At 72.3% G+C, this 24,470-nt stretch carries 19 protein-coding genes; 10 read left to right on the top strand and 9 right to left on the bottom strand.

Going from position 1 to position 24,470, the window contains the following annotated elements; all coding sequences use genetic code 11:
• Positions 1-20: 20 nt before the first annotated feature.
• A complete protein-coding gene (locus tag ACU436_RS26165) occupies positions 21-1,277 on the top strand; it encodes an MFS transporter (RefSeq protein ID WP_459029582.1) in 1,257 nt (418 codons plus the stop codon).
• A gap of 86 nt (positions 1,278-1,363) precedes the next feature.
• Entirely contained in the window at positions 1,364-2,017 is a 654-nt protein-coding gene (locus ACU436_RS26160) for a response regulator (protein ID WP_459029581.1), read from the top strand.
• Here ACU436_RS26160 and ACU436_RS26155 read toward each other — a convergent pair.
• Together ACU436_RS26155 and ACU436_RS26150 are read right to left on the bottom strand one after the other, a co-directional pair.
• Positions 1,995-3,740: a sensor histidine kinase gene (locus tag ACU436_RS26155; protein WP_459029580.1), complete on the bottom strand. Its 1,746-nt coding sequence runs from the start codon at positions 3,738-3,740 to the stop codon at positions 1,995-1,997. The genes ACU436_RS26160 and ACU436_RS26155 overlap by 23 nt on opposite strands.
• A gap of 30 nt (positions 3,741-3,770) precedes the next feature.
• The gene (locus ACU436_RS26150) at positions 3,771-4,127 is read right to left on the bottom strand and encodes a response regulator (RefSeq protein WP_459029579.1); all 357 of its coding nucleotides are present in this window, start codon (positions 4,125-4,127) and stop codon (positions 3,771-3,773) included.
• 162 nt (positions 4,128-4,289) lie between these two features.
• Here ACU436_RS26150 and ACU436_RS26145 point away from each other — a divergent pair, with 162 nt between their 5' ends.
• From ACU436_RS26145 to ACU436_RS26135, 3 genes are all read left to right on the top strand, one after another.
• Entirely contained in the window at positions 4,290-4,592 is a 303-nt protein-coding gene (locus ACU436_RS26145; protein WP_459029578.1) for a hypothetical protein, read from the top strand.
• Between the two features lie 248 nt (positions 4,593-4,840).
• Positions 4,841-5,095 (top strand): hypothetical protein, encoded by a 255-nt coding sequence (locus ACU436_RS26140; protein WP_459029577.1) that lies wholly within the window; start codon positions 4,841-4,843, stop codon positions 5,093-5,095.
• The gene (locus ACU436_RS26135) at positions 5,092-5,328 is read left to right on the top strand and encodes a hypothetical protein (RefSeq protein ID WP_459029576.1); all 237 of its coding nucleotides are present in this window, start codon (positions 5,092-5,094) and stop codon (positions 5,326-5,328) included. Before ACU436_RS26140 ends, ACU436_RS26135 begins: the two co-directional genes overlap by 4 nt.
• 8 nt (positions 5,329-5,336) lie before the next feature.
• Here the strand turns inward: ACU436_RS26135 and ACU436_RS26130 are convergent, their stop codons facing one another.
• From ACU436_RS26130 to ACU436_RS26120, 3 genes are read right to left on the bottom strand one after another with little or no spacing between them, the layout of a single operon-like run.
• Positions 5,337-6,335 carry a Gfo/Idh/MocA family protein gene (locus ACU436_RS26130; RefSeq protein ID WP_459029575.1) on the bottom strand — a complete coding sequence of 333 codons (999 nt, stop codon included), beginning with the start codon at positions 6,333-6,335 and terminating at the stop codon, positions 5,337-5,339.
• 60 nt (positions 6,336-6,395) lie between these two features.
• Entirely contained in the window at positions 6,396-7,334 is a 939-nt protein-coding gene (locus ACU436_RS26125) for a LysR family transcriptional regulator (RefSeq protein ID WP_459029574.1), read from the bottom strand.
• Positions 7,335-7,338: 4 nt separating this feature from the next.
• Positions 7,339-8,184, bottom strand: coding sequence for a nitroreductase/quinone reductase family protein (locus ACU436_RS26120; protein WP_459029573.1), 846 nt, complete (start codon positions 8,182-8,184; stop codon positions 7,339-7,341).
• Positions 8,185-8,363: 179 nt separating this feature from the next.
• On the opposite strand from ACU436_RS26120, the gene ACU436_RS26115 reads away from it, so the two are divergent.
• Positions 8,364-8,744 carry a VOC family protein gene (locus ACU436_RS26115; protein WP_459029572.1) on the top strand — a complete coding sequence of 127 codons (381 nt, stop codon included), beginning with the start codon at positions 8,364-8,366 and terminating at the stop codon, positions 8,742-8,744.
• On the opposite strand, the gene ACU436_RS26110 is transcribed toward ACU436_RS26115, so the two are convergent.
• A complete protein-coding gene (locus tag ACU436_RS26110) occupies positions 8,723-9,889 on the bottom strand; it encodes an MFS transporter (RefSeq protein WP_459029571.1) in 1,167 nt (388 codons plus the stop codon). The two genes, ACU436_RS26115 and ACU436_RS26110, sit on opposite strands and share 22 nt — an antisense overlap.
• A gap of 73 nt (positions 9,890-9,962) precedes the next feature.
• Positions 9,963-10,559, bottom strand: a complete 597-nt coding sequence (locus tag ACU436_RS26105; protein WP_459029570.1) for a TetR/AcrR family transcriptional regulator — start codon at positions 10,557-10,559, stop codon at positions 9,963-9,965.
• A gap of 133 nt (positions 10,560-10,692) precedes the next feature.
• Between ACU436_RS26105 and ACU436_RS26100 the strand changes: the two genes are divergently transcribed.
• A complete protein-coding gene (locus tag ACU436_RS26100; RefSeq protein WP_459029569.1) occupies positions 10,693-13,170 on the top strand; it encodes an ATP-binding protein in 2,478 nt (825 codons plus the stop codon).
• On the opposite strand, the gene ACU436_RS26095 is transcribed toward ACU436_RS26100, so the two are convergent.
• Both ACU436_RS26095 and ACU436_RS26090 read right to left on the bottom strand, forming a co-directional pair.
• A complete protein-coding gene (locus ACU436_RS26095) occupies positions 13,152-13,649 on the bottom strand; it encodes a hypothetical protein (protein WP_459029568.1) in 498 nt (165 codons plus the stop codon). The genes ACU436_RS26100 and ACU436_RS26095 overlap by 19 nt on opposite strands.
• A 60-nt stretch (positions 13,650-13,709) precedes the next feature.
• Positions 13,710-19,544, bottom strand: a complete 5,835-nt coding sequence (locus ACU436_RS26090; RefSeq protein ID WP_459029567.1) for a hypothetical protein — start codon at positions 19,542-19,544, stop codon at positions 13,710-13,712.
• Here ACU436_RS26090 and ACU436_RS26085 point away from each other — a divergent pair.
• The 3 genes from ACU436_RS26085 to ACU436_RS26075 are packed head-to-tail and all read left to right on the top strand — an operon-like array spanning position 19,534 to position 24,266.
• Positions 19,534-19,878 (top strand): hypothetical protein, encoded by a 345-nt coding sequence (locus ACU436_RS26085; RefSeq protein WP_459029566.1) that lies wholly within the window; start codon positions 19,534-19,536, stop codon positions 19,876-19,878. The two genes, ACU436_RS26090 and ACU436_RS26085, sit on opposite strands and share 11 nt — an antisense overlap.
• 33 nt (positions 19,879-19,911) lie before the next feature.
• The gene (locus tag ACU436_RS26080) at positions 19,912-22,089 is read left to right on the top strand and encodes a hypothetical protein (protein WP_459029565.1); all 2,178 of its coding nucleotides are present in this window, start codon (positions 19,912-19,914) and stop codon (positions 22,087-22,089) included.
• Positions 22,047-24,266: a hypothetical protein gene (locus ACU436_RS26075; protein WP_459029564.1), complete on the top strand. Its 2,220-nt coding sequence runs from the start codon at positions 22,047-22,049 to the stop codon at positions 24,264-24,266. The genes ACU436_RS26080 and ACU436_RS26075 overlap by 43 nt, the downstream gene beginning before the upstream one ends.
• Positions 24,267-24,470 lie beyond the last annotated feature (204 nt).

Here is a 24,470-nt window from a genome sequence, read left to right as displayed (position 1 = left end):
AGCAACTATATGGAGACCGGATGACACTGATCGGCGAGCGGGCGCTCGCCCCCCTCGACGCGCTACGCCGCCAGACCTTCGCTTCCCTCTCCACCCCCAACTACCGGCTGTTCATCGGCGGCCAGGCCGTCTCGCTGGCGGGCACGTGGATGCAGACGATCGCCCAGTCCTGGCTGGTCCTGCAGCTCACCGGTTCGGCCACCGCGGTGGGGCTCGTCGTCGCCCTGCAGACGCTGCCGGTCCTGCTGTTCGGCCCGTACGCGGGCGTGGTCGTCGACCGCATCGGCAAGCGCCGGTTGTTGATCGGCCTGCTCGTCGTCATGAGCACGCAGGCGGCGATCCTCGGTGTCCTCACCGCCACCGGCGCCGTGCAGCTGTGGCACGTCTACGTGCTCGCCTTCGTGCTGGGCACGGTGAGCAGCTTCGAGAACCCGGCGCGCCAGACCTTCGTGCTCGAGCTGGTCGGGCCGGACAACCTGCGCAACGCCGTCAGCCTCAACTCCGTGCTGGCCAACGTGTCCCGCGCCGTCGGGCCGGCCATCGCGGGCATCGTGATCGCCACCGGCGGCATGGCCGTCTGCTTCCTGCTCAACGCGGCCAGCTTCGTCGCGGTCATCAGCTCCTTGTTGCGGCTCGACCTGACCGCCCTCACCCCGACCACGCCCACCCCCCGCGCGCCCGGCCAGCTGCGGGAGGGTTTCGACTACGTCCGCCGCACCCCCGCACTCGCCGTGCCCCTGCTGACGATGGCACTGATCGGGTGCCTGGCCTTCGAGTTCCAGGTGGTGCTCCCGATCTTCGCCAGCGAGACGTTCGCGGGCGACGCCAGGACCTACGGGTTCCTGACGGCGGCCATGGGCGTGGGCGCGGTGATCGGCGGACTGTGCATGGCCGCGTGGGGCCGCACCGGGCTGTGGTCCCTCGCCACGGCGGCCGGCGCGTTCGGCCTCGCGATGCTGGCCACCGCGCTCGCGCCCAGCCTGGCATTCGCGCTGCTCGGGATGGCCCTCGTCGGCGCCGCGAGCGTCGCCTTCCAGTCCACGGGCAACAGCACGCTGCAGCTGACCTCGGCACCGCACATGCGCGGCCGGGTCATGGCGCTCTGGGCCGTCGCGTTCCTCGGTTCGACGCCCATCGGCGGCCCGATCGCGGGCTTCGTCAGCCAGCATTTCGGTGGCCGGGCCGGCCTTGCGCTCGGCGCGGCCGCCTGCCTGGTGGCCGCCGCGCTGACCGCCCTCGTCGCGCGACGGGAGCAGGATGAACCGGCTACGGCATAACCGGACGGAGCAGCGAGGTGTCGCCAAATGGACATGAGCACGCCCTCAGTGTGGGCAGTGCCGCTCCGGACACCGATAATCGCGTCATGACCGCGGTGCGGGTTGTCGTCGCCGATGACGACGTCCTGCTCCGGGAGGGACTGGCGAGCCTGCTCGATCGGAGCGGGTTCGAGGTCGTGGGACAGGCCGGGGACGCCGCCCAACTCCTGGAGCTGGTGCATGACGCCGAGCCGGAACTGGCGATCGTCGACATCCGGATGCCGCCGGCCCACACGACCGAGGGGCTGGACGCGGCGAAGCAGATCCGGCGGGACCGGCCGGACATGGGGATCCTGGTCCTGTCGGCGCACGCCGAGGTCGACCACGCCATGGAGCTGCTGGCCAGCGGGCGGGGGATCGGCTACCTGCTCAAGAGCCGGGTCAGCGACGTCACCGAGTTCATCGAGACGCTCGAGCGGATCGCCAGGGGCGGTTCGGTCGTCGACCCCGCTCTCGTACAGGAGCTGGTCACCGCCCGCAAGCGCAACGACCCGCTGGCCGTTGTCAGCGAGCGGGAGCGCGACGTGCTCTCCCTCATGGCCGAGGGGAAGTCCAACGCCGGGATCGCCCGGCGGCTGTGGATCACCGAGGGCACCGTCGAGAAGCACGTGCGCAGCATCCTGACGAAGCTGGGTCTGCCCGACACCGACGACGACCACCGCCGGGTGCTCGCGGTGCTCACCTACCTCGAGAAGCGGTGATCGGGTCCTGCCCGTCCACGGCCGGCAGGGTGACCACCAGGCTCGTCCCGCCGTCCCTCGGGCTCTGGACCTCGATCGTCCCGCCCAGCGCCTCCACCCGGTCGCGCAGGCCGACCAGGCCGGACCCGCCCTGGGGCTCGGCCCCGCCCACGCCGTCGTCGCGCACGGACAGCCGAAGGTCGCCGTCCCGCTCGGAAACGGCCACGGCGACGTGCGAGGCCCTCGCGTGCTTCGCCGCGTTGGTCAACGCCTCGGACACCACGTAGTACGCCGCCACCTCGACCGGCTCCGGGAACCGGGCGTCGGTGGCGACCTCGAGCTCGACCGGCACCGGAGCCCGCCGCGCCAGCGTGCGGAGGGCCGGCTGCAGCCCGCCCTCGGACAGCATCGCCGGGTGGATCCCCCTCGCGGTCTCGCGCAGCTCGTCCAGCACGTCGGCGAGAGCGTCGGCGATCCGGGCGATCCCGTCCCGCACCTGCGGCAGCCCGTCGGGCACGCCCGCCTGCGCGAGGCGCAGCTCGAGGCCGAGCGAGACGATCCGCTGCTGGGCGCCGTCGTGCAGGTCCCGCTCGATGCGCCGCCGGGCCTCGTCGGAGGCCGCGACGATCCGGGCCCGCGACGCGGCCAGCTTGGCCTGGTTCTCCGCGTTCCCGATCGCCATCGCGACGAGGTCGGTGAAGCGGGCCATCCGGTGCTCGGTGTCGTCGGGCAGTGAGATCCCGCTCGACCATGCGGTCACCGCACCCCAGAGCCGTCCCTCCACCGTCACCGGGCAGGTGACCACCGAGCGCACGCGCATCCGGCGCAGGCTCGCCGCGACGGGGCCGTCGTCCTGCTGCCACCGGTCGGCGTCGAAATGCGCGGAACGCCCGGTCCGCCACACCTCGGACACCGTGTACATGTCGTCACCCGCCACGTGCGTGCCGGGCGGCCATTGCTCGATGTTGTCGCCGATCCCGACGAGCAGGACGGCGCCGCCGTCGGGCTCGAAGCGGCTCACCACGGCCTCGTCCACCCCGAGCAGGCCGCGGACCTCCAGGGCAACCGCCCGGGAGACCTCCGTGGAGGACGCCCCGGTGGCGACGAGGGTGGCCACCCGCTGCAGCGCGCCCTGCTCCGCCAGCAGCCGGAGGATCTCCGCCCGGCTCTCCGTGTTCGCGATCGCGGTGCCGACGAGCTCCGTGAACTGGACGAGGTGGTGCTCGGCACCGACCGGCGGCGGCCCGCTGCGCGACCCGGCCACGAGCACCCCCCAGAAACGCCCGTCGACCGTGACGGGGGTGGCGACGAGCCCGCGGACGCCCGAGCCCTCCAGAACCTGGGCCTCGTGGGGGACCCGGGAGAGGTCGTCCACCCGGTGGGGCTCGCCCAGCTCGAAGAACATCCGCAGCTCCGGGTACCTGTCGAGCACCGCGCCGATCGGTGCGTCGTCCCAGCCGCTCGCGGCCACCATCGTCGGGACGTCCGCCCGGATGAGGCACGCCACGTCGGCCCCGAGCACCGCGGCGACCTCGTCGGCGGCGGCGGCGAACACCTCCTGGGCCGGCGCTCCGCGCGCGACGACCGTGGCCACGCGCCGCAGCGCCGCCTGCTCCTGTGACAGCCGCGCCGACTCGTGCTCGTCGAGCCGCGCGCGGACCGCCCACCACGCGACGGCCAGCACTGCGCCTGCGAGCACCCCGCCGGGCAAGCGGCGCAGTGCGGGCGCAACCCAGGCCCGCACCGGAAAGACGCTATCGGGTCGGAGCGACGATCAGCAGTCCGTGACGCTCACCAGGTCGCAGACGGCGCGCGCGGAGAGGAGGTTCTTCGGCAGGAAGCCGGCGGCCGGGCTCGCCGCGATCAGATCGGCGAAGTCGTCCTGATCGCGAGTGGAGATCAGGACGACGCGGGCCTCGAGGTCCGGGAAGTCCTCGACGAGGCGGCGGGTGACCTCGAAGCCGCTCTCGGCGCCGAGGCTGATGTCGACGAGTACGACGTCCGGGTGCAGGTCCTCCACCAGTTGGAGGGCCTCCTTCTGCGAGGTGGCCGTGGCCACGACGTCGAGGCCGTCGCGCGTGAGGCGATCCCGGGCGACCGCGAGGAATCGCTCGTTGTCGTCCACGATCATGCACCGCCCCACGCGATCAGGATCGCAGCGGCGTCAGCGGTGCACATTGAAGGTAGCCGGAAGGTGAGGCTCACGGTGAGCGCGGCGTTCCAGCCAGCCGGTACCGGAGATGGCCGCGAGCCCTGACGACAGGCCGGTCACCGGCGCGCCATCCTGTGAGCCGTGGACACCGCGGCAGTGATAGGCAGCGCGATGACCGACTACTTCCTGGCCAACGGCACGAACAAGGCGCCCGCCACCCTGGCGCCCGCCCACATCGCGTCCTGGCTGGACACCAGGGGCTACCGCATCGTCCGCCTCCCCGTCACGGGGCCGGTCGATCCGGGCGACCCGGATCTCGTCGCCCGGATCGCCGCCCTGATCGACTGGGGGTCGCCGGAGCAGGAGGACGACCGGCGTGCGGTCGTACGCCAGGTGCTCTCGTCCCTTGCAGGCCCCGCCACCGACGTCCGCCGGGCGGCGTGATGGCCACCCGCCGCCCGACGGACCGGCCGCTCCGCAGCGTCCCCTGCGGCGGGGCGGACCCGTCGCATCCCGATCCCGATCGGAGTTCCGATGCCCGCACCCGCAGCGCACGGCCGGGTCGCACGGCCGAGGGGTGCCACGCTCTCCCCCGACGCGGCTCCCCCCACCCCGATCCCGCGCCGGGCCGCATCCGCAGGCGGAAGCTGCTGCAGTCCCTGCTCGGTGGGGCTGCTGCCAAGGGCAGCCGGGTGACCCAATTGCGCCGGCCGGGCGACGATCGCCCGCAGGAGCCGGTCCGCGCGATCGTCGAACTGCCGGAGTCGATCCGGCCGGCCGGGTACGCCGAGCACGCCCCGTACAAGCTGACGTGGGCGGGTGGGGTCCACCTGCTCGGCGGCGGGATCCTGGTGGTCCCGGGCCGGACGCTGGACACCCCCGAGGAGGCACGGGCGCTGGCGGCGGCGATCCTGGCCGCCGCGTCCCACATGGAGACCGCCCGTTGATCGCGATACTGATCCTGCTGGCCTACGTCGTGGTCGGAGCGATCCTCCTGATCCTGCTCGCCGGGTTCGAAGGGCCCGCCGTCACCGCAGCGCTCCGGCGCGACCTGCGCGCGTTGCACGCCCGCGGTCCGCTCGCCGTGGCCGCGTGCGGTCCGGTCTGGGTGGCCGGCGCCGTCGTCGCATGGCCCGTGGTCGCCGCATGCGAGGCCATCAACTGGCGCGACCGGGCCTGACGCCGGGCTCAGCCGTCGAGCTCGGCCGGACCTTCCTGTGGCCGCATGCCGAGCTGATCGGCCACCGCACCGAGCACGTCCTGCACGGCGATCGTGTCGGCCGGCGGCATCACCGCGCTCTCCGTCCGCCCGGCCAGTACGCCGTCGGTGACCTCGCGCAGCTCGTGCACGTACCCGCCGCCGGTGTGCGGGCGGGTGATCTCCTCGGGATCGCGGCCCGCGCGGTGGAGCACGATCGTGTCCGGGTGGTGGAACCGCGGCAGGACGTCGATCCAGCCGCCGGTGCCGAACACCCGCATCTGCCCCGGCGTGGCACAGCGCAACGACGTGAAGAGCGACGCCGTACGCCCGTCGGCCCACCCGAGCAGCACGGCCTCCTCGACGTCCACACCCGACGGCGCGAGGACGCCGTGCGCGACCACCGTGTCCGGGGTGCCGAGCACCATCTGCGCGAACGACACCGGGTAGACCGTCAGGTCGAACAGGGCACCGCCGCCGATCGCGGGGTTGTAGAACCGGTCGAGGGGATCGGTGGGGGCGTTCACGCCGAGCTCGCCCTGCACGCCGCGGACCTCGCCGATCGCACCGTCCGCGATCAGCTCGCGCAGCCGGACGACGGCGGGCTGGAAGCGGGTCCACATCGCCTCCATCACGAACACCCCGGCATCGCGGGCCGCCGTCGCGATCTCCCTGGTGGCGGCGGGCGTGACGGTGAAGGACTTCTCGACCAGCAGGGCCTTGCCCGCCTTGATCGCCGCGAGCGCCACCGCGCGGTGCTGGGGGTGCGGGGTGGCGATGTAGAGCGCATCCACGTCGGCGTCGTCGAGGATCGCGCGGTACGAGCCGTGTGCGCGCACGATCCCGTTCGCGTCGGCGAACGCCCGGGCCCGTTCGGCCGACCGCGACGCCACCGCCACCACCTCGGCATCGGGCATGTGCGCGAAGTCCCGCACGACCTTCGCCGCGATGCGGCCCGGACCCACCACTCCCCAGCGGACGCTCGTCATGCCACCCATCCTCACGCACCGCTCTCCACACCCTGTGGACAACCCCGTGGAAGAAGCGAACTACTGTTCGAGCGCCCCCGCGAGCGACCGTTCGAAATCGGCGGACAGGTCCGTGCCCTCCATCGCGGTCCACACGGCGTCCACGAGGATCGACGGCGGCTCGCGCGGCAACGCGACCAGCCCGACCGGCGGGTGCGGGTTGGGCTCCGCGAGCGGGCGCACGCAGCTGCCCACCGGCACGCCGAACGCGTGCACCCAGGCGTGGGACACGATGCTCGAGAGGCCCCGCTTGGCGATGTGCGCGTACAGCGCGCCGACGTTGTCGGTCTCCATCACCGGTGCCAGCCGGGCCCCGACCGTCGCCATCGTCGCGTCGAGGATCCGCCGGTTGCGCATGTCCGGGGTGAGGGCGCACAGCGGCAGCTCCGCCGCCGCGGCCCACTCCACCACCCGCTCGCGGGCGAGCAGGCTGTCGGCCGGCATCAGCAGCAGGAAGCGCTCCGAGTACAGCTGCACCACGCGCAGCGAGGCCGCCGACTCGTCGTCGAGGTAGGTGATGCCCACGTCGAGCTCGAAGTCGGCGAGCCGCCGCGCGATCTCCCGGGACGAGAGGGCCTCGATCCGCACCCGCGCCCGCGGGTGGGCGGCCTCGAACCGCGCCGTGATGAGCGGTGTCGCGGGCACCGCCGTGGGGATGGCGCCGATCCGCAGCGTGGCGGACAGGCCGCTCCGCATCCGGTCCACGTCCGTGCGCAGGCCGTCGCGCTCGGCGAGGATCCGGTGCGCCCAGCCGACGACGCGCTGGCCCTCGGGGGTGAACCCGCCGAAGCGCTGCCCGCGCAGCACGATCGGGACGTCCAGCTCGTGCTCGAGCCTGCGGATCGCCGCCGACAGGGCCGGCTGGCTCACGTGGCACGCCCGCGCGGCCCGGCCGAAGTGGCGTTCCCTGGCCAGCGCGACGAGGTACTCGAGCTGGCGGATCAGCACGTCCCCCGTCACCGGCTCAGCCTAGAACCACCGCGTCCAGCGCCGGGACGAGCTGCTCCTCCTCGTACGAGAGGTGCTGTTCGAGCTCCCCGGTGAGCCGGTCGACCTCGCGCCGCAGCCGCACCGGGTCCGCGGCCCCGTCGACGGCGGCCCGCAGCTGCGCGACGAGCGCGGCGATCCGCTCGTGTTCGACCCGCAGGCGGTCGAGGGTGGGCTCCAGGTCTGGCCGCCGCGCCGCGAGCAGCGGGAAGAGCGCGCCGTCCTCGCCGAGGTGGTGGTTGTGCAGGCCCGCGCAGAGGGTCAGGCAGTTCATGCGCAGCTGCACGCCCACACTCGTGCCGGTCGCAGCCACCTCGGCGCGGATCAGGGCGAGCTCGCGCCGGAACGCGTCGTGGACCCGGGTGAGCGTGGCACCCGAGACCGCCGATCCCCGGGCGTACCGGGGCGGACCGGGCAGCGGCCGCAGCGCGACCACGGGAAGGACGCGCCCGGACCGCTCCTCGTACGCGGCCCAGCCCGGATCGGTAGCCACAGCACGGGCGAAGGCGCGGTCCCGGTCGGCGTCCTCCAGTACTACGGCGCGCGCGTCGGCGATGAAGACGCCGTCCTCGACCGTGACGCGTGGTTGGGCCACGAGGTTGTGGAACCAGGCCGGATGGTGCGGCGACCCGCCCGCCGAACCGATGACGAGGAACTGCTCGCCGCCGTCGGGCAGGTAGCCGAGCGGCACGGTGTGCGGCGCGCCGGACCGCGCCCCGATGGTGGTCAGCAGGAGCAGGCGGGTGCCTTCGAACGGTCCACCGACCTGGCCGCCGTTGGCGCGGAACTCGTCGATGACCTGTTGCTGGAGTGCGAGGGGCATGCGGGTTGATCGATCCTTTCTCACGAAGTCCGATGGGTGTGGGAGTTCGTGAGAAGCGGCGGGCTCCGCGCCCGCAGGGGCGTCACGCCCCGGCCGGGTGCCCCGTCCGTGAATGGCCCATGGCCGACCCGGCAGTCACCCGGACGAAGCTACCGGCGCGACCGGGAAGGATCAACCGCATGCACCGCAGCCGTGTCTACGCCGTCATCATCGACACCCCGCCCGAGGAGGCGGCCCGGGCCGGGGAGTTCTGGTCCGCCGCCTTCGGCGTGCCCGCTCGCCCGCTCCCGGACCACCCGCAGTTCACCTCGCTGCGGGGCGCGGTCCCCGGTCTGGTCACCGCGGTCCAGGCCGTCGACGACGCGCCGGGCATCCACCTCGACATCGAGTCCGACGACCCCGACGCCGAGACCGCCCGCCTGCTCGCGCTCGGAGCGGAGCAGGTCGGGCGGTGGCTGGAGTGCCGGATCCTGCGCGTGCCCGGAGGTCACGTCGTGTGCGTGCTGCCCGTCGAGAGCGATCCCGAACTCTTCGACGCTCACGCCACGACCTGGCACTGACGCACCTCCGGAGCGGCCCTGCGGGCGAGATCGGGCAGCAGCGTGAGGATCCCGAGCACCGCGAGTCCCGCCCCGAGCCACAGCGGCGCGCGCAGGCCGAACCCGTCGATCGAGAGCCCGCCGACGGCCGAGCTGACGATGATCCCGCCGGTGATGAACGAGCCGTGGATCGTGTTGACGAGCGGCCCGATGTTCCCGGCCCGCTGCACCCGGACGCCCATCGCCGGGTTCATCGTGACGCCGACGAGCCCGATCCCGAGCATGCACGCCACCGCCGCCGCGCCGACGTGGGCGAACAGGGCGAACCCGGTGAGGAAGACCAGGTTCAGCCCGAGCCCGCAGAGCAGCACGGCGAGCGCGTGCCGGTCGGCGAGGCGCCCGACGATCGTGTTGCCCACGACCGTGGCGCCGCCGTAGGCCACGAGCAGGAGCGGGACGGCACCCGCGTCGAACCCGCTGACCGCCGTGAGGATCGGGTTGAGGAAGCTGAACGCGGAGAACGTCGCGCCGATCACGAGCAGGCTGGTGGACAGCACCAGCCACAGTCGCGGGCGCCGGAACACCCCCAGCTCCTGGCGCAGCGGGCCGGCCGCGATGCGCTCGAGCGCGGGCACCCCGCCGAGCGTGCAGAGGGCCGCCACCACGGTCAGCGCCGAGATCGCCCAGAACGCGGCGCGCCACCCGTGGGCGCCACCGACGAACGTGGCGAGCGGCAGCCCGAGCAGCGTGCCGAGCATGAGGCCGTTCATGACCACCGACAGCGCCCGGCCCCGCACCTCCGGGCGCACCAGTACGACGCAGATGGACACGGCGGCGCCGAAGAACGCCTGGGACGCGGTGCCCGCGACCAGCCGGGCGAGCAGCATCACCGGGTAGTTCGGCGCGATGGCCGCCAGGACGTTGCCCACGAGGAAGAGCGCGAAGAGCAGCAGCAGCGCGATCCTCGGGAGCAGCCGCATCACGAGGACCGTCAGTACCGGGCCGCCGACGGCCATCGCCACGGCGAACGCGGTGATCAGGTAGCCGACCTGGGGGATCGAGACGTCCAGCCCGGACGCGATCTGCGGCATGAGCCCGGCCACCACGAACTCGCTCGTGACCAAGGCGAAGATGCCGAGGGCGAGCACGTACACGGCACGTTGCACTGCGGTCCTCCAGTTTTGTACTGATCTATCCATAACTTGGGCACGCCTCCGCCCCACCACGAACGGGTTCGGGTCAGCCGATCAGCGCGTCCAGCGCGGTGTCGGCGATGGACCGCAGGGCGGCCCGGTCCGCGCCGCCCTGCCCGGCCACGCGCATGCCCCCGATCACCGCGTTCAGGTAGCGCGCCAACGCGCCCGGATCCCGTGCCGACGTGATCTGGCCGGCCCGCTGACCGGCGTCGATGACGACGCGCAGCGCGGCGGCCCGCCACTCGACGTCGCGGTCGAGGATCTCGGCGGCCGCGGGGTCCCGCCCGGCGAGCTCGACCGTGGTGTTGACGGTGAGGCAGCCGATGCTGCGACCGTCCCGCCGCGTCGCCATCTCACCGTCGATCACGGCGGCGAACAACGCCCGCAGCCGCTCGGCGGGCGACCGCTCCACGTCCTCGAGGATGCCCAGCTGGTTCGCGTTCATCATCTCCACGTAGTGCAGCAGCGCCCGGCGGAACAGCTCGTGCTTGCTCGTGAACGTGTTGTAGATGCTGCTGCGGCCCAGGCCGGTGGCGGCGCAGAGGTCCTCCGTGGTGGTGGCCTCGTAGCCGTTGGCCCAGAACGTGCGCATCGCGGCGTCGACGGCACGGTCCTCGTCGAAGGTCCGGGGGCGGGGCACCGGGGTACCGTAACACGTTCTGGAACGGTCGGTTCAAAACCGCGGCGAGCGGCATGGATCACCGACCTGCACGCAGAGATATGGTGGACGACACATCACGGTCTGGAGGCTCGGCCGGGAGTTTGGGGTTGGGGTGGCAACGAGCTCTTCTCCCCCGCCGGACGGCGGTGGTGGCGCGGGAGCACTGCTGCAGGCCTGGCGGGCGCAGGCGCTGCTGACCCAGGAGCAGCTCGCCGAGCGGGCGGGGCTGAGCGTGCGCACGGTCCGCCGCCTGGAGACGGGCGCCGCAACCCGGCCCCACGGCGTCACGCTCCGCCGGCTGGTCGAGGCGTTGAACCTGGGGCCCGCCCAGGTGGAGGAGCTTGCCGCAGCAGCACATGCACAACCGGCGGAGCCGAACCGACCACGTTCGCCGGCTCCGGCATCCGGCGAGCCGGCGGAGCAGGCCCGGATGGCCGTGCTGCGGCAACTGCCGGCAGCGCCCCCGTTGTTCACCGGCCGTTCGCCGGAGCTGACCGCACTGGAACGGGCTCATGACATGAGCACGGTGGTGATCGCGACGATCGACGGGATGGCCGGGATCGGGAAGACCGCCCTGGCGCTGCACGCTGCCCATCGGTTGTCGGGCGAGTACCCGGACGGGCAGCTCTTCCTGAACCTGCACGGCTACACGCCGGGCGTCGATCCGGTACAGCCGGCGGAGGCCCTGGACCGGCTGTTGCGGGCGCTGGGAGTGCCGGGGGAGCAGATCCCGGCGCACACGGAGGACCGGGCCGCGCTGTACCGCAGCCGGTTGGCCGATCGGAAGATGTTGGTCCTGCTGGACAACGCGGCCGGCGAGGCACAGGTGCGCCCGCTACTGCCAGGCACCCCCGGATCGCTGGCCATGGTGACCAGCAGAAGCCGGCTGATCGAGCTGGATCACACGCTGACGGTCTCGCTGGATGTGCTGTCGCATCCGGATGCGGTTGCGCTGTTCGCACGATCCGCGGGGGTCGACGCCGACGCGGGGGTCGACGATGTCGTCGAGCTGTGTGGGCGGCTGCCACTGGCCCTGCGGATCGCGGCCGCTCGGCTGCGGTCGCGTCCGGCGTGGGCGGTGGGGCACCTGCTGGAGGGGCTGCGTGATCGGCAGGAACGGCTCGGCGAGCTGGAGCTGGGGGAGCGCAGCGTCACCGCGGCACTGGACATGTCGTATCGGCAGCTCAGCCCCGAGCTGCAGCGCGCGTACCGCGTGTGCGGCCCGCTCCCGGAATCCAGCTTCGACCTCTACGTGGCTGCGGCGCTGATCGACGCCACGGTGGGCCGCGCCGCGCAGCTGCTCGACGACCTGATCGACGTGAGCCTGTTGCAGGAGCTGGTGCCCGGCAGGTACGCATTCCACGACCTGGTCCGCTCCCACGCCTCGGCGGCGGCGGAACGCGAGGAACCGGATCGGGCGGCCGCGTTCGGCCGGATGTTCGCCTACTACAGCCACACCGCGTCGGTGGCGATGGACGTGCTGTACCCCTACGAGCGGGAACGACGCCCGCCGACGCCCGCGACCGCCACCCCCACACCCGACTTCCGCGATCCGGGTGCAGCCGCCGCGTGGCTCGACCTCGAGCTGCCCAACCTGCTCACCGCCGCCCGGTATGCCGCCGAGTTCTGCCCGCGCAACCACACCGTGCACCTGTCGACGACGCTGGATCGACATCTGCGCACGCGGGACCGCTACGCCGAGGCGGAGCTGCTGCACGAGCGAGCGCTGACCGTCGCTCGCCGCACGAGCGACGCGACCGGCGAGGCGGACGTGCTCACCAGCCTGGGCCACGTCAACCGCCGGCAGGGCCGGACCATCCTGGCCACCGATCACTACCGAGGTGCGCTGGGGATCGCACGCTCCGTCGGCAACCACCGGGCCGAGGTGGACGCGCTGCTCGGCCTCGGTTTCCTCCTGAGCCTGCAGGACAGCCACGACGCCGCCATCGAGCACGTCGGTCGGGCGCTCGAGATCGGTCGGCGGATCGCGCACCGAAGCGGAGTGGGGGATGCCCTCTACCGCCTCGGCTGGCTGCATCTGACGCAACCTGCCACGGCCGACAGATCCGACCCCGGCACCAGGTACGAGCGGGCGGCCCGCTTCTTCGGGCAGGCGCACTCGCTCGCCCGCGAGATCGGCAACTCCCTCGGCGAACTCCACGGCCTGCTCGGTCAGGCATGGGTCCACCGGGTGCTGGGCCGCCACGGGCCGGCCGAGGACACCTACCTGGAGGGCCTCCGCCTGGCCGAACGGCTGAGCAACGACAACGGCGTGTTCGAGGCCTTGGACGGGATGGGACGCCTCGACACCGCCGCAGGGCGGGTCGAGCAGGCACTGGCCCGCCACGGCAGGGCCCTCGAGCTCGCCACCGACCTCGGACAACCCATCGACCAGGCCCGTTCCCACGACGGCCTCGCCCGCGCCCACCACGCCCTCGGCCGGCGGGAGGAGGCACGCCGCCACTGGCGGTCCGCGCTGGACATCCTCTCGCGCCTCGGCACGGACATCACCGTGGACGAGGAGTTCAGCACCGCCGAGATCCGGGCCCGGCTCGCGGAGTGCGACGCGCCTCAGGACCACACGAAGTAGGCGTCCCGAACGGGATCGGTGATACCTTCCGCCCGCCGTGAGGCCAGCATGGCTTTGCGTTCCAGAACTCCGTCTGCGACGTTCGCGAACCACTCCGTGACGGACCCCCAGCGCTTCCGCACGTCACCGGCCTCGGTGAGCACCCATAGTGGTGGATCAGGACGTTCCAGGTCCGCGCCGTCCACCACCACGTATGAGGAGCCGGCGGCGTCGACGACGGCGAGGATGTTGCGGGGGTCCCGCATGCTGTGCTCGTCGGCCTCGTCGAAACAGTCCAATGCGTCCTGTTTCACTGCGGCGTCGACGTGGACGCCGAACGTCGATCCGGAGAACCACACGGTGGGCTTCCGACCGAGGAGTCGCAGAACCTCCCTCAAGGAGGCGGGCACTGCGGACACACCCTGCGTCATCGCCATGTGGTCGATCTCCTCGTCCGACGCGCCCTGCACGACCTCCGCGCGGAACCCCTCGGCCACCACGGTCGCGAAGATCTCTCGCACCCGGCCCACCGCGTCCGTCGCGCCCCGTTCCATCAGAGATCAATCCTCCCACAACGTTTCGCCGTCCGGGTTCCTCGCCCTGATGGCCACCTTACCGCGGAATGCCTGCCGAAAGGCGTTCAGCAAGGGTTGACACGACCCGCAGATCTGATCGTCCGGAGTCTTTTCACGACGACCCCTCGGGTAGTCGATGACGAGGTCCACCGTGATGTCGATGCCATCGAGATCGACGCCAAGCCGCGCCGCGGCGTCCTCGATGACCGCCTTGGCGTCCTCGGGATAGCCATCCCCGATGACGTCCTCGGGATAGCCGTTCCTGGTTTTTGGAGCTCGCTCGATCGCGTCCACGATTGCATTCTCGACGGCCTGCCTACTGCGCCCCGAAGCGACTTTCAGTATCTCCCGGGCCAGCTCCTCGAAAGCCTTCGGCTCAGAGTCGAACTTGCGGGGCGCGCCGTCGAACTCACGGGTCTTGAAGATGAGGTGCCCGTTCGCCGGCAGCACACTCAGATCTTCGCCACCGGTGCCCTTCAACAGGCGCTCCTCACCGCTCGTGACGGCGATCCTTCGGTCGAACGGCCGACCGTTCACCACACCACTGGCGCGGCCGGTGGTGATGGTGCGGTTCGGCCACTTGTTCCTGATCGATCGGTTTGCACCCTCGGTGTACGGCGCCGCCCGAATCGCGTCGTTCTCCGCCACCAGCTGGTCGAACATCGAATCGGCGCGATGTCCCCCGGTGTCGCCCGCGCCGTCGACGCGTTGGCGGCCCGCCACGCTCTCCGGCAGGGTCGAAACGGACGGCGCCACTACCGCGGGTTGGTCACCTCGCGACCCCGACGGGCCGATCTGCTGCGCCCCGAATCCCTCGGACCGCGCCTTGCCGTGTCCGTACCGGCCGACAATCGTTCCCGGGCGCCGACCCACGGCCTCGAGGCCTCGGGAGGCTGCCGCCGACACGGCACGCACACCGAGCCCGACGACCCGGAACGCCGCGGGCAGGCCGGAGCGCTGTGCGAGCACCGAGCTACGCGGCAAGAACGTCTCCGGGGTGAACCCCGTGGCCGCCCTCGTCGCTGCGGCACTCGCCGAGCGGTCGGCGAATCCCTTTGCCCCACCCAGTGCGATCGCCGGAATAGCCGCGTCGTTCAGGAACGTGCCGAGGGGATCCTCGACGTACGCCGACAGTAGCATTCCATTGTTGGCCCGGTCGACCGTGTTTGCCACGGGAACGACCATTCCGCCGCCGACCAGCGGATGGTTGCGCGCGTAGTAGTCGGCCCAGCGTTCCCCCGGCCGGCGTGGCGAGGCGACCTCGCCGGTCGTGATCTCGCGGATGCTGTTCGTCGCGTCGACGATTCCGCCCGCTGCGATTCCTGGCGCGCCGAGCACCGCTGAGCCCAGCCCGACGAGTGTGCGCCCGGTGTTTCGCCAGCTGTTGTCGGTACCGAAACCGAACGCGCGGTCGTAGCTGCGTACCGCCGCAGCCGTCATCTGCTGAGAGCCGTCGAAGGCGAAGTCGAAGAACCCGAGAACACTCTTCGGGTCGACGTCCTCGGCGAAAGCATCCAGCTTGTCCCGTTCCCGGGCCGGTAGGCTCGCGGCCAGCTCGGGGTAGCTGCCGTTGACGACGTTGGCGCGGCTGAAGAAGTCCTCGATCCGCCCGGGCCGCTGGGGGTCGCCGGCCGGGCCGGCGACGAGCGCTATCGCATCCTGCATCGCCTGAGGGGTGGCAGCGTAGCCGGCGACGACGCGTGCCGGCGTGCGACCGCTGAACCCTGCGGCACCGGCGAGCTCCCGGTCGTTCATCGGAATCCACGTGGCGGCGAGGTTGCTCAGCTCGTCGTCGGTGAGATCGCGCCCGCCCGGGCCGACGAGCGGCGTGTTCGGATCGTCGCGGAGTCCCGTGAAGTAGTCCCAGCCGGCAGCGGCCCGCAGACCGAGTGCCAGGTCGTACGACCCGGTCGAGGGCAGCCTCATGTCGTGAAGCCGGTTGCGGGGGGTGCGCGGAGCCTCGATCGAGGCGTCGTAGCCCGCCGCCACCCCGTCGGCGAAGCCGAGCACCGTCTGGGCGTCCGCGTAGTCCTGGTCGGTGCTCAGCTGCGGCTTGAGCTCGCGCAGTGCGTTGTCGAGCCCCCGCAACGCATCGAGGTTGCGGTCCGCACCCGTGATCGCGGAAGCGTAATCATCCTGTCCGGCGGCGGCCGCAGCCGCGGCGTCGTATGCGCGCAAACCGTCCAGCGCCGCGGCAATCTCGTCACGGATCGGCTGCTCCTGCGCGGCGAGTGCGTCGTAGCCCGCATCGATGGCCTCGGCCTCGGCCTCGATCGCATCGAAGTCGGTGCGCTTGCCATCCAGGTAATCCTGGTAGGCCTGCGCGTTCGTCTGGGCCCGCGCATCGAGTGCGTCTCGCTGTGGTTGGACCTGCTCGAGCTTCTGCTGCGCTCGTGCCGCGTCGTCCTGGCGCTTGAGAAGGTTGTTCCGTGCGGTCTCGATCTGGCCGTTCGACGGGTCGACGTCGGGGTCGTAGGTGTACTCGGGGTTCAAGGTCGCGACCAGCTCGGGCTGTTCAGCCAGCTGCCGCTCGATGCTCTCGATCGTCTGGGGACGGGTGCCGTTGACCGCGAGAACGGTGTCGAGGGCGGCATCGGTGCCCAGCGCACGGTCCATGGTGTGCGCGGGGAGCTTGTCGACCTCGCCGGCGAGGTCGTGGACCTCCGCGAGGCTCAGGCCGTCGGCCATCGCTGCGCGGATCTTGTCGGCCACCGGACCGAGGCGGTCGTTGCCGGTCTCGGCCATCCACCTCAGGTGGCTCTGGTCGCGGGTGTAGGCGAACACGGCGGTGCCGCGGTCGCGCAGCAGGCCCGATCCGGTTTCCGGGTCACCGGGCGCCGTCATGCCGAGGGCCTCGGTGACCTCCGGGGTGGGGTCGATCCACCGAAGGCGACGGTCGAGCGGGTCGGAACCGGCACAGGCCTCGGTGGCCGAGCAGGACTGGCCGCGGTTGTAGTAGGTGCCGTCGGCGTCGCGGACGGCGTAGAGCAGCGAGGCGCCGCGCTTGCCGGGCTTGTCGAGGGTCTCGATCCAGCCGCCGTTGACCTCGGTGCCCCTGGCGTGGCCCGCGCCGCTGACGAACATGGCGGCACCGCCGCCGCTGCCGTCGGCGTTGCGCATGTACTGGACGAACTCCGCCGCGCCGGTCTTGCCGTGCTCCACGGTGGCGACCTGGATGTCCTGCCCGCCGTTGTAGGCCGGACCGGTGCCGGTGCATGACGAGCCACCCGTGCTGACGCGGCAGGTGTTGACGCCGCCGACGCCAGGTTCTGTGGGGAGGTAGGAGACGCCCTGCTCGCAGTTCCAGCAGGCCAGCCCGCCGCCCTCGGCCGAGGTGAACGTGCCGGTGCCGTTGATCGTGACGGAGCCGTTGTAGCCGGTGGCGTCGCGAGTGGCGATCGCGATGCGGCCGTCGCCGTGGGTGAGGATGTCCCCCTCGGCGGAGGTGAAGTTGCCCTTGTCGAAGGAGATCAGGGCCTGGCCGGCACCGTTGCCCGACAGCTTGACCCAGGTTCCGGAGGTGGTGAGCTCGTCGAAGCGGGGACCGGCGGGAGCGGTGGCAGCGATCGCAGGCGGAAGGTCGACCACCGGCCCGCGGAAGTCGGTGACCTGGCCCTTGATGGTGCCCTCGAACGGCAGCCGAGGCCGGTCGATGATACGGAGCGTATTGGGCGCGTCCTGGTTGTAGGACAGCCGGACACCGGTGCGGCCGTCGGTGACCGACCCGGCGGATCCCCAGGTGGTGGCCTGGGTGTTGCCGGCCGCGTCCTGGCCGAGACGGGCGCCCGTCTCCCCGGTGGCGGCGTGGCGCTGCGACGAGCCGGGCGACACCGGGACGGACACCTCGAACTGGCTGCCCTTCGGCGCGCTGGGGTTGTAGCCGGCACGGGGGCCGCTGCCGCCCGCGGAGCAGACCTGGGTGGTCGGGCAGGTGCGCTTCTGCTCCTGCCCGTGGTCCTCGACCCGGACCTCGACACCGACGGCGTCGGGACGGGTGGCGCCCGGCTTGAGGTCACCGTCGTAGTCGCGAACGGGAACGTGCTCGTACACCGTCTTGCCCTCGGCGACCACGACCTCCTCGCCCATCGGGGGGATCGGGTTGCCGTTCTTGTCGGTGCCGGGCTGCGCGGTCGGGTCCTCCTGCACCCCGTAGGGCGCGACGGTGGGGGTGAAGTCGGTGGAGCCGTCCTGGACGAACCGGGAGCAGTCGCCGAAGCAGTAGCTCTCGCCGCCGCCGGCCATGCCGGGGACGGCGATCGCCGTGACCCCGCAACCGCCGTTGCTGCCCGAGCACGCACCCATTCGGTGCGCCGACTGGATACCACCCCACTCGGTCTCGGTGGGCGGCAAGAAGGCCTCGGCGGAGTCGTGCGCCTCGGCGTAGAAGCTGGAGCTGCAGTTGGGAGCACCGACGCAGGTGGCGGTGGCCTGGGCGGTGTTGCCCTGGGCCGAGGCCGATGCGGTGACCACGACCGCGCCCCCACCGACGGTGCCGGAGTCGGAGCCGTGGGCGTGCGCGGTGGCATAGGAGCCGGTAGCGGCGTCACTCGCAGCCGCGGACTTGGTGGCCTCGTACCGGTAGCTGCAGGTGGTGCCCTCGGTCGCCTGGCAGGACGCCGCGGACTGCGCCCACTCCGGGCCGCTCTGAGCGAGCGCGGAGGTGATGACCTGGCCGCCACCGACGGCTCCGTCCTGGTACCCGACGGCATCGGCGGCGGCATCGGCGGCACCGGCATGGCTCTCGGCGCGGTAGCCGAACGCGCAGGCCGATCCGGGAGTGGCGGCGCAGGCGGCAGCGGCCAGCGCGTAGTCCTGCGCGGCGGCGACCCGGCTGGTCCCCGCGCACTCACCGTCGGTGCTCGCAGTGCAGGCCGAGTGCGCGGTGGCGGTGTTGGTACCGCCGACGGCAGGCGCAGTGGCGTCGCCGCTGGTACGGGTCGTGCAGCCCGTGCCGGTGCACCCTGCCATGACGTCGGCGAGATCTGGTGCGATCGTGCCGCCGGTTCCTGCCCGGCAGGCGCCGGTGGTGACGCAGTAGGCGTCAGCGGTGGCGGTCACGGTGGACGACCCGGTGGCCCGGGTGTTCGAGCCTGCCCGGGTCGCGCATCCGTCGGCAGAGCCGTTCTCACAGGTGGCCGCGGCGAAGGCGGAGGACGTGGCGAACTGCTGGTCGTCGGGAGCGTTCAGCGGGCTCGTGGTCAGGGTGGTGCCCGCCTGGATCTGCGCGATGCACGGGCCGTCGCAGCGGGTGTCACCGGCGGCGGTGCTGCGTGTGCGGGCACCACCGGCAGCGGCTGTCACCTCTGCACCGCCGCGCAGGGTGGCCCTGCAGTTCTCGTCAGCGCACTGCGCGGTCGAGGTGGTCTCCGCAGTCGCTGCCCGGCCGGGGATCGGTGTGCCGTCCGCGGCGGTACCGGCGTTCCCGGCCTGGGTCACCGTCGCGTTGCTGGCGACGGAACATCCGGAGGAACCTCCGACGCACATGCCGTCCGTGTGGGACGTCCCGGGGGTACCAGAGGTGTCGGCTGTCGTGGCGGCGGTGCAACCCGGTCCGCTGCACACCGCTTCGGCGCCTGACTGCGCATAGGTCGCGGGCGCCTGCGTCACCGGCTTCGCCGCGACGAGGGCGGCCTGCGTGGCGGTGCGCCGTGCCTCGGTGGCTGCCGCTGCGAGGTCTGCCGCAGTCTTGATCAGGTTTGCGGTCGCGCCCGGCAGGGCGGCGATCTTCCCGGCCTGGGCGGCGAGCTGCTCGGCCTCGAGGGCCCGCTGCTCAGCCTGTGCGGCTGCATTGTTCTGTTGTTCGGCGACGATGTCGGCCACGACCTGGCCGGACGCCGCGGTGGAGTTGGTCTGCGCCCGGCAGCCGGACTGGCCGCTGGTGCAGGTGGCGCTGGTGGTGGACGATCCACCCTCCGGTGGGCCACGGGCCCCGTTCGCTCCATTCACGGTGGCCGGGCCGTCGCTGCCGGCGGCCGAGGTGCGTGCCGTGCCGGAGCAGGCGATCCCGCCGGTGCAGGACAGCGTCGCGGACGCCATCGTCCAGCTGGACGCGCCGGGCACAGTTGTGCCGCCGGAGTTCGCGCTCGACCCGGGCGCGGTCGGGGCCGGCAAGGTCGCGGGCTGGTCCTGGCCCGGGCCGCCATCCTGCGGCTGATCCGCAGGCGCCTGCTCCCCGGTGGTGCCCGATGTGACCGTCGCGTTCGCCGTCGACCGCTCCGCCACCAGCGGCGCGATCACGTTCGCGTCCGAACCCGACGAGGCAGCCGAGTTGGTCACCGCCTGGCACACCCCACCCGACACGCCCTCGCAGGAACCCGTGGAGTGCGAGCCGCGTGCATCCGGGGAGACCACCGGGTCCGTCGCCGTCGCCGCGCTGGCCACCGACCCGGTGCAGGCGATCTCGCCGGCGCAGGTCATCGCCGCACCCGCCGCCGAGGCCGCGGACGGGCCGGCCGGCAGCCGGGCCGCGTTCACCTGCTGCGGGCCACCGGCCAACGCCAGCGCCGCACCGGGGCCGCTGGACGCGGACGAGACCGAACGCACCTCGCAGCCGCCGGTCGCGCCCGCGCAGGACGCGGTGCCCTCGGACGTGCGCGGAGTGCCGTTCGCGACCGCGCCGTCCCACGCCGTCGTGCTCGTGCGCACCGAACCGGAGCACGTCGTGCCCGCCGGGCACACCACGCTCGCGCTCGACGACGAGGTCGAGGACGGCCCGGCCATCGGCTGGCCCGCCACCGGCAGCCCGGTCACCGGGTCGGTCACCACGAAGTCCGGGGCACTGGACGCCGCGGAGCTCGTCCCACCGGAGCAACCGCCACCGGTCACGGTGCACCCCGCCGTGGCGGACGTACCGCGCGCGTGCGGGGTCACCCCGGTGTCCTGCGCGCTCGTCGACGACGCCGACGTCCCACCGCATTCGCCGATCCCGCCACTGCACTCCACGGAGGCGCTCGCGTTCGACACGCTCACCGGGCCGGACACGGTCGCGACCGCGGGGTCCGAGGCGGGCTCGCGGTCGGCGACCGTCGTGTCGGTCCCGCCCGAACAGGTTCCACCGGCCCCGTGCACGGTGCACGACGATCCGGCGGTGCTGCTGCGCACGCCGGCGACGTCCCCGGAAGCGGCGCCGGAGGTCGTGCTCCACCCGCGGCCGGTGCAGGTCGCCGCGGCGCACGTGGCCCGCGCGGAGGCCGCGCTGTTGGCAGCCAGCTCCCGCACCGCGATGGTCGATGCCTTGCGCGTGGCCCCGGCCGCGTCGTCCACGCGCGAGGAGGAGCTGCTCACGCAGCCGCCGTCCGTCGCGGCGCAGGTCGACGCCGCGCTCGTCTCCCGGACCGGCGCCGTGCCACCCGCGACCGCCGGGGCCCCCGTCACCTTCCCGTCCGTCTTCGCGCCGGCCTCGCCCGAGCAACCCCGGGTGCCGCCGCAGTCCACGCTCGCGGCCGCCGTGCTGAACGCCGACTTCTCGCCATCGGTCACGCCGGCGTCGTCGACGCGCGTCTCGCTGGCGCCCTCGCACTCCCCGCCGCGGGCCACGCAGCTGGCCGCTCCGTCGCTCGCGCGCTCCGCGCCCGCCGACCCGCTCGTGACCGCGGTGCCCTTGCCGTCGCAACCGGCCTCGCAGTCGACCTCGACCGCCGCCTTCGCGTCCGCGTCGCCGGCCACGCTGCGGGCGGAGCACCCACCGCCGGAGACGGTGCACCCGGCCTTGCTACTGGTGGCCGCGACCGTCTTCGTCGGCGCGCTGTGGTCGCCGGTGGTGCTGGCCGCCCCGGAGCACCCCGCGTCGCAGTCGACCTCCGCATCGGCGACGACCGTCTCGTCGACGTCGACGGAGCTCGACGTGCGGCAGCTGCCCTCGCAGACGGCCGCGCCGCCGCCCTCGACCCGACCGCTGTCGTCGTCGACCGTGGTGGCCTTCCGCACATCGGGCTCGTCGGCGCCGGAGCCCCTGCTGCGGCTGTCGCACGACCCGCCCCCGGTGTCACAGGACGCCTCGGACCCATGTCGGTCCGCGCGGGTACTCAGCCCGCAGTCCCCGGTGCACCGCGCCGACGCACTCGTCGCTCCACCGTCCGCGCCGCGACTGGACGCACTACTCCCACAACCCGAGTCATCACACGACGCCTCGGACTTCGAACCACCCGACTCCGACGACGCCCCACACCCCGACGACACCCCCGACAGGCACAACCGGCGCTCGGAGTCCTTCTCCCCGTCCGCCGACTCGCTCGCCGACCCGCACCCGGTGAACGCACCGTCCGAGTCACAACCCGCGGCCGAACCCTCACCATCCAGGTCGTCCTCGGACACCGTCGACACGTGCCGGTCGGTGGCGTCCATCAACTCGTCGGTGGCCTCGTAGACGTCGTCGCGCCGCTCCTCGTAGTCCGCGACGTTCTCCTCGTGCGTGTCCTCGTCGACCGCACCGGACGCGACCTGCGCCTCCTCGGCCGCGAGCTCCTTCTCGCGCTCGCTCAACTCGCGGTGGCCGTCCACGACCTCGTCGACCAGCTCGACGTCGTCCTCCGACGCATCGGCCCGGTGCTCCGCCGCCCGCTTCTCCAGCTCCGCGTGCTCCTTGGCCTTCTCGTCGTAGTCGGCCTGGGACGCCTTGCCTGCGGAGACCTTCTCCTTCTCCTGCTCCAGCTCGTCCTTGCTCTTGTCGACCTCGATCCGGTCCTCGAGCACCTGCTCGGTCCGCTCCGCCGAGTCGTCATCGTCGGCGTCCTCATCGTCGTCATCGTCGTCGGACTTCCGAGCGGAGTCCTCGTCCGGTGGATCGCTCGCGCTGAGCAACGAGGCCTGCTGCTGCCCCGTCCCCGAGCCTTCGCACCCCTCGCCCTCGCACAGCCGCTCGTCGTGATCGGACCCATCCCGCGTCCCGCTGAACTGCTCGGCCGCGCCGCTGTCCGGGTCGAGGGCGAGATCGAGCTCCTCAGCCGCGGAGTCGACGATGCGCTCGACGTCGTCCTCGGACACATCGGCGTCGGACACGTCGCCCTCATCGCCCGCCGACCGGAGCGCGTCGCGTACGAGGTTCCGAGCCCCCTGACTCGTGTCCTCGCGATCGCGATCTTCCTCGGAGTCGGTCGAGCCGCGCGCCCGATCGTCGCCGTCGAGCGCCGCCCGCACCGCCTTCCCGGCCAGGTCCCGATCGTCGCGATCGTCATCCCGCTCGTCGGCGTCGCCGGTCGACCGCAGGGCATCGAGGGACTCCCCGTCCTCGGCCCGCTGGTCGTCCTGGTCGTCGTTCGAAGCCATCGCGAGCCGGCTCACACCGTCCTCGTCGCTCGCATCGTCCTCGACGCTCCCGTCGGCGTCCCGCTCGGCGGCGTCGTCCGGACGGTCCGCGCGCTCCGCCTGAGCGTGCCGGGAGCGGTCGTCGGCGTCGTCGCCATCCTGGTCACGCTCCGTCGTCGCGGACTCGTCGTCGTCGGCCTTCTCCGGCGTGCTCGAGCCGCCTGCCGCCGCGGTCCCATCGTCCCGAGCCGCACCGTCGCGATCGTCCGCGTCGCGTGCCTCGGCACTCTGCTCGTCGTCGGGCTCGCGTTCTGCGGCCGCGTCCTCGTCCGCCTTCTCACCGCTGGCCCCGGCATCGCCGGCGTCCTCCGCGTCGGCCGGGCTGCTGCCCTCCGACGGCTCGCGGCTCCGGTCGCGATCGCCGGACTCGGAGTCGTCGCTCCGACCGTCGCTCCGATCGCGGTCGGCGTCGGCGCGCTCGTCCTCCTCGTGGTCGGCGCGTTCCGCGCTCTCCTCGGAGTCCTCGTGCTGGCGCTGCGCCTTCTTCTCGGCCTTCTCTTCCTTCTCGACGTCATGGTCCCGGTCGTCACGGGAGTCCTCGTCCTTGGCCGAGTCCTTCTTGTCGGAGTCGTCCTTGTCGGACTTCTTCTTCTCGTCGGAGTCCTTCTTCTCGGACTTCTTCTCCGACTTCTTCTCGTCGGAGGAGGATTCTTTCTTGTCGGACTTCTTCTCGGAGTCGTCATCCGACTCGTCGTCGCCGTCATCGTCGGAGGAGTCCGAGTTGCCCGAGTCGGAATCGGAGTCCCCGTCGTCGCCACCACCACTTGCGGGCCTGATGACACCCCCCTTCATCAGGCCCTGCTGCGCGGCCACCACCGGAACGGTGACCGCAGCCGCCGCCGGTGCGGCAGCGAGGAACGCCGTCCCCAACCACAGCACCACGACGGCGCCGGCCAGCCCCAGCGTCCACCGCAGCACTCCCAGGACCCGGTCCCGCAGCGACAGCCGCAACCGAACAGAGGCACCAGCGCACGCGGGGAGGCGCGAGGCCTCACCGTCGTGAGCGGATCGGTGCCACATGTCGGACCAACTTCCTGGGAGAGGAGCATCAACAGCCGGGATCCGGCGTCATCGTGCGGGGAATGGACATCCACCGTGCGAACGACATCGCACATGTGGGAACCGCGCGCCACAAACCGGCGCTGCTCCGTCGCGACCGAGTCGAGCAACGGAAGGTCGATCTTTGCTCTCCGGGCTCACGTTGCGACCGAGTCAGCAACGCGCGCCGAGTGGAGCTGAGAGCGAAGCTATACCAGGAGAAGGAGCGGGAGAAGGCAGGATCTGGACAGGCACCGCCGGATTTCAGACATCCGGGGTCGCCGTCATCCTTGGTCTGGTCGACGCCCAGATCGGGTTGTCGCGAGGCGCGGGCCACGTGGGCCGGCCCGCCGTGAACCCGGGGCACGTCGAGATCGGTGCGAGCTGCACGCTGCTGCTGTCGCA

Source organism: Pseudonocardia wallangbongensis (assembly GCF_054486945.1).
The sequence above is the reverse complement of the archived record's forward strand: the minus strand, read 5'-3'. Positions and strand labels throughout refer to the sequence as shown.

Bases quoted from the DNA above. Each gene is read 5' to 3' on its own strand.
- ACU436_RS26165 (WP_459029582.1), top strand. From the start codon at position 21: ATGACACTGATCGGCGAGCGGGCGCTCGCCCCCCTCGACGCGCTACGC.
- ACU436_RS26160 (WP_459029581.1), top strand. From the start codon at position 1,364: ATGACCGCGGTGCGGGTTGTCGTCGCCGATGACGACGTCCTGCTCCGG.
- ACU436_RS26150 (WP_459029579.1), bottom strand. From the start codon at position 4,127: ATGATCGTGGACGACAACGAGCGATTCCTCGCGGTCGCCCGGGATCGC.
- ACU436_RS26130 (WP_459029575.1), bottom strand. From the start codon at position 6,335: ATGACGAGCGTCCGCTGGGGAGTGGTGGGTCCGGGCCGCATCGCGGCG.
- ACU436_RS26120 (WP_459029573.1), bottom strand. From the start codon at position 8,184: ATGCCCCTCGCACTCCAGCAACAGGTCATCGACGAGTTCCGCGCCAAC.
- ACU436_RS26115 (WP_459029572.1), top strand. From the start codon at position 8,364: ATGCACCGCAGCCGTGTCTACGCCGTCATCATCGACACCCCGCCCGAG.
- ACU436_RS26085 (WP_459029566.1), top strand. From the start codon at position 19,534: ATGTCGGCCACGACCTGGCCGGACGCCGCGGTGGAGTTGGTCTGCGCC.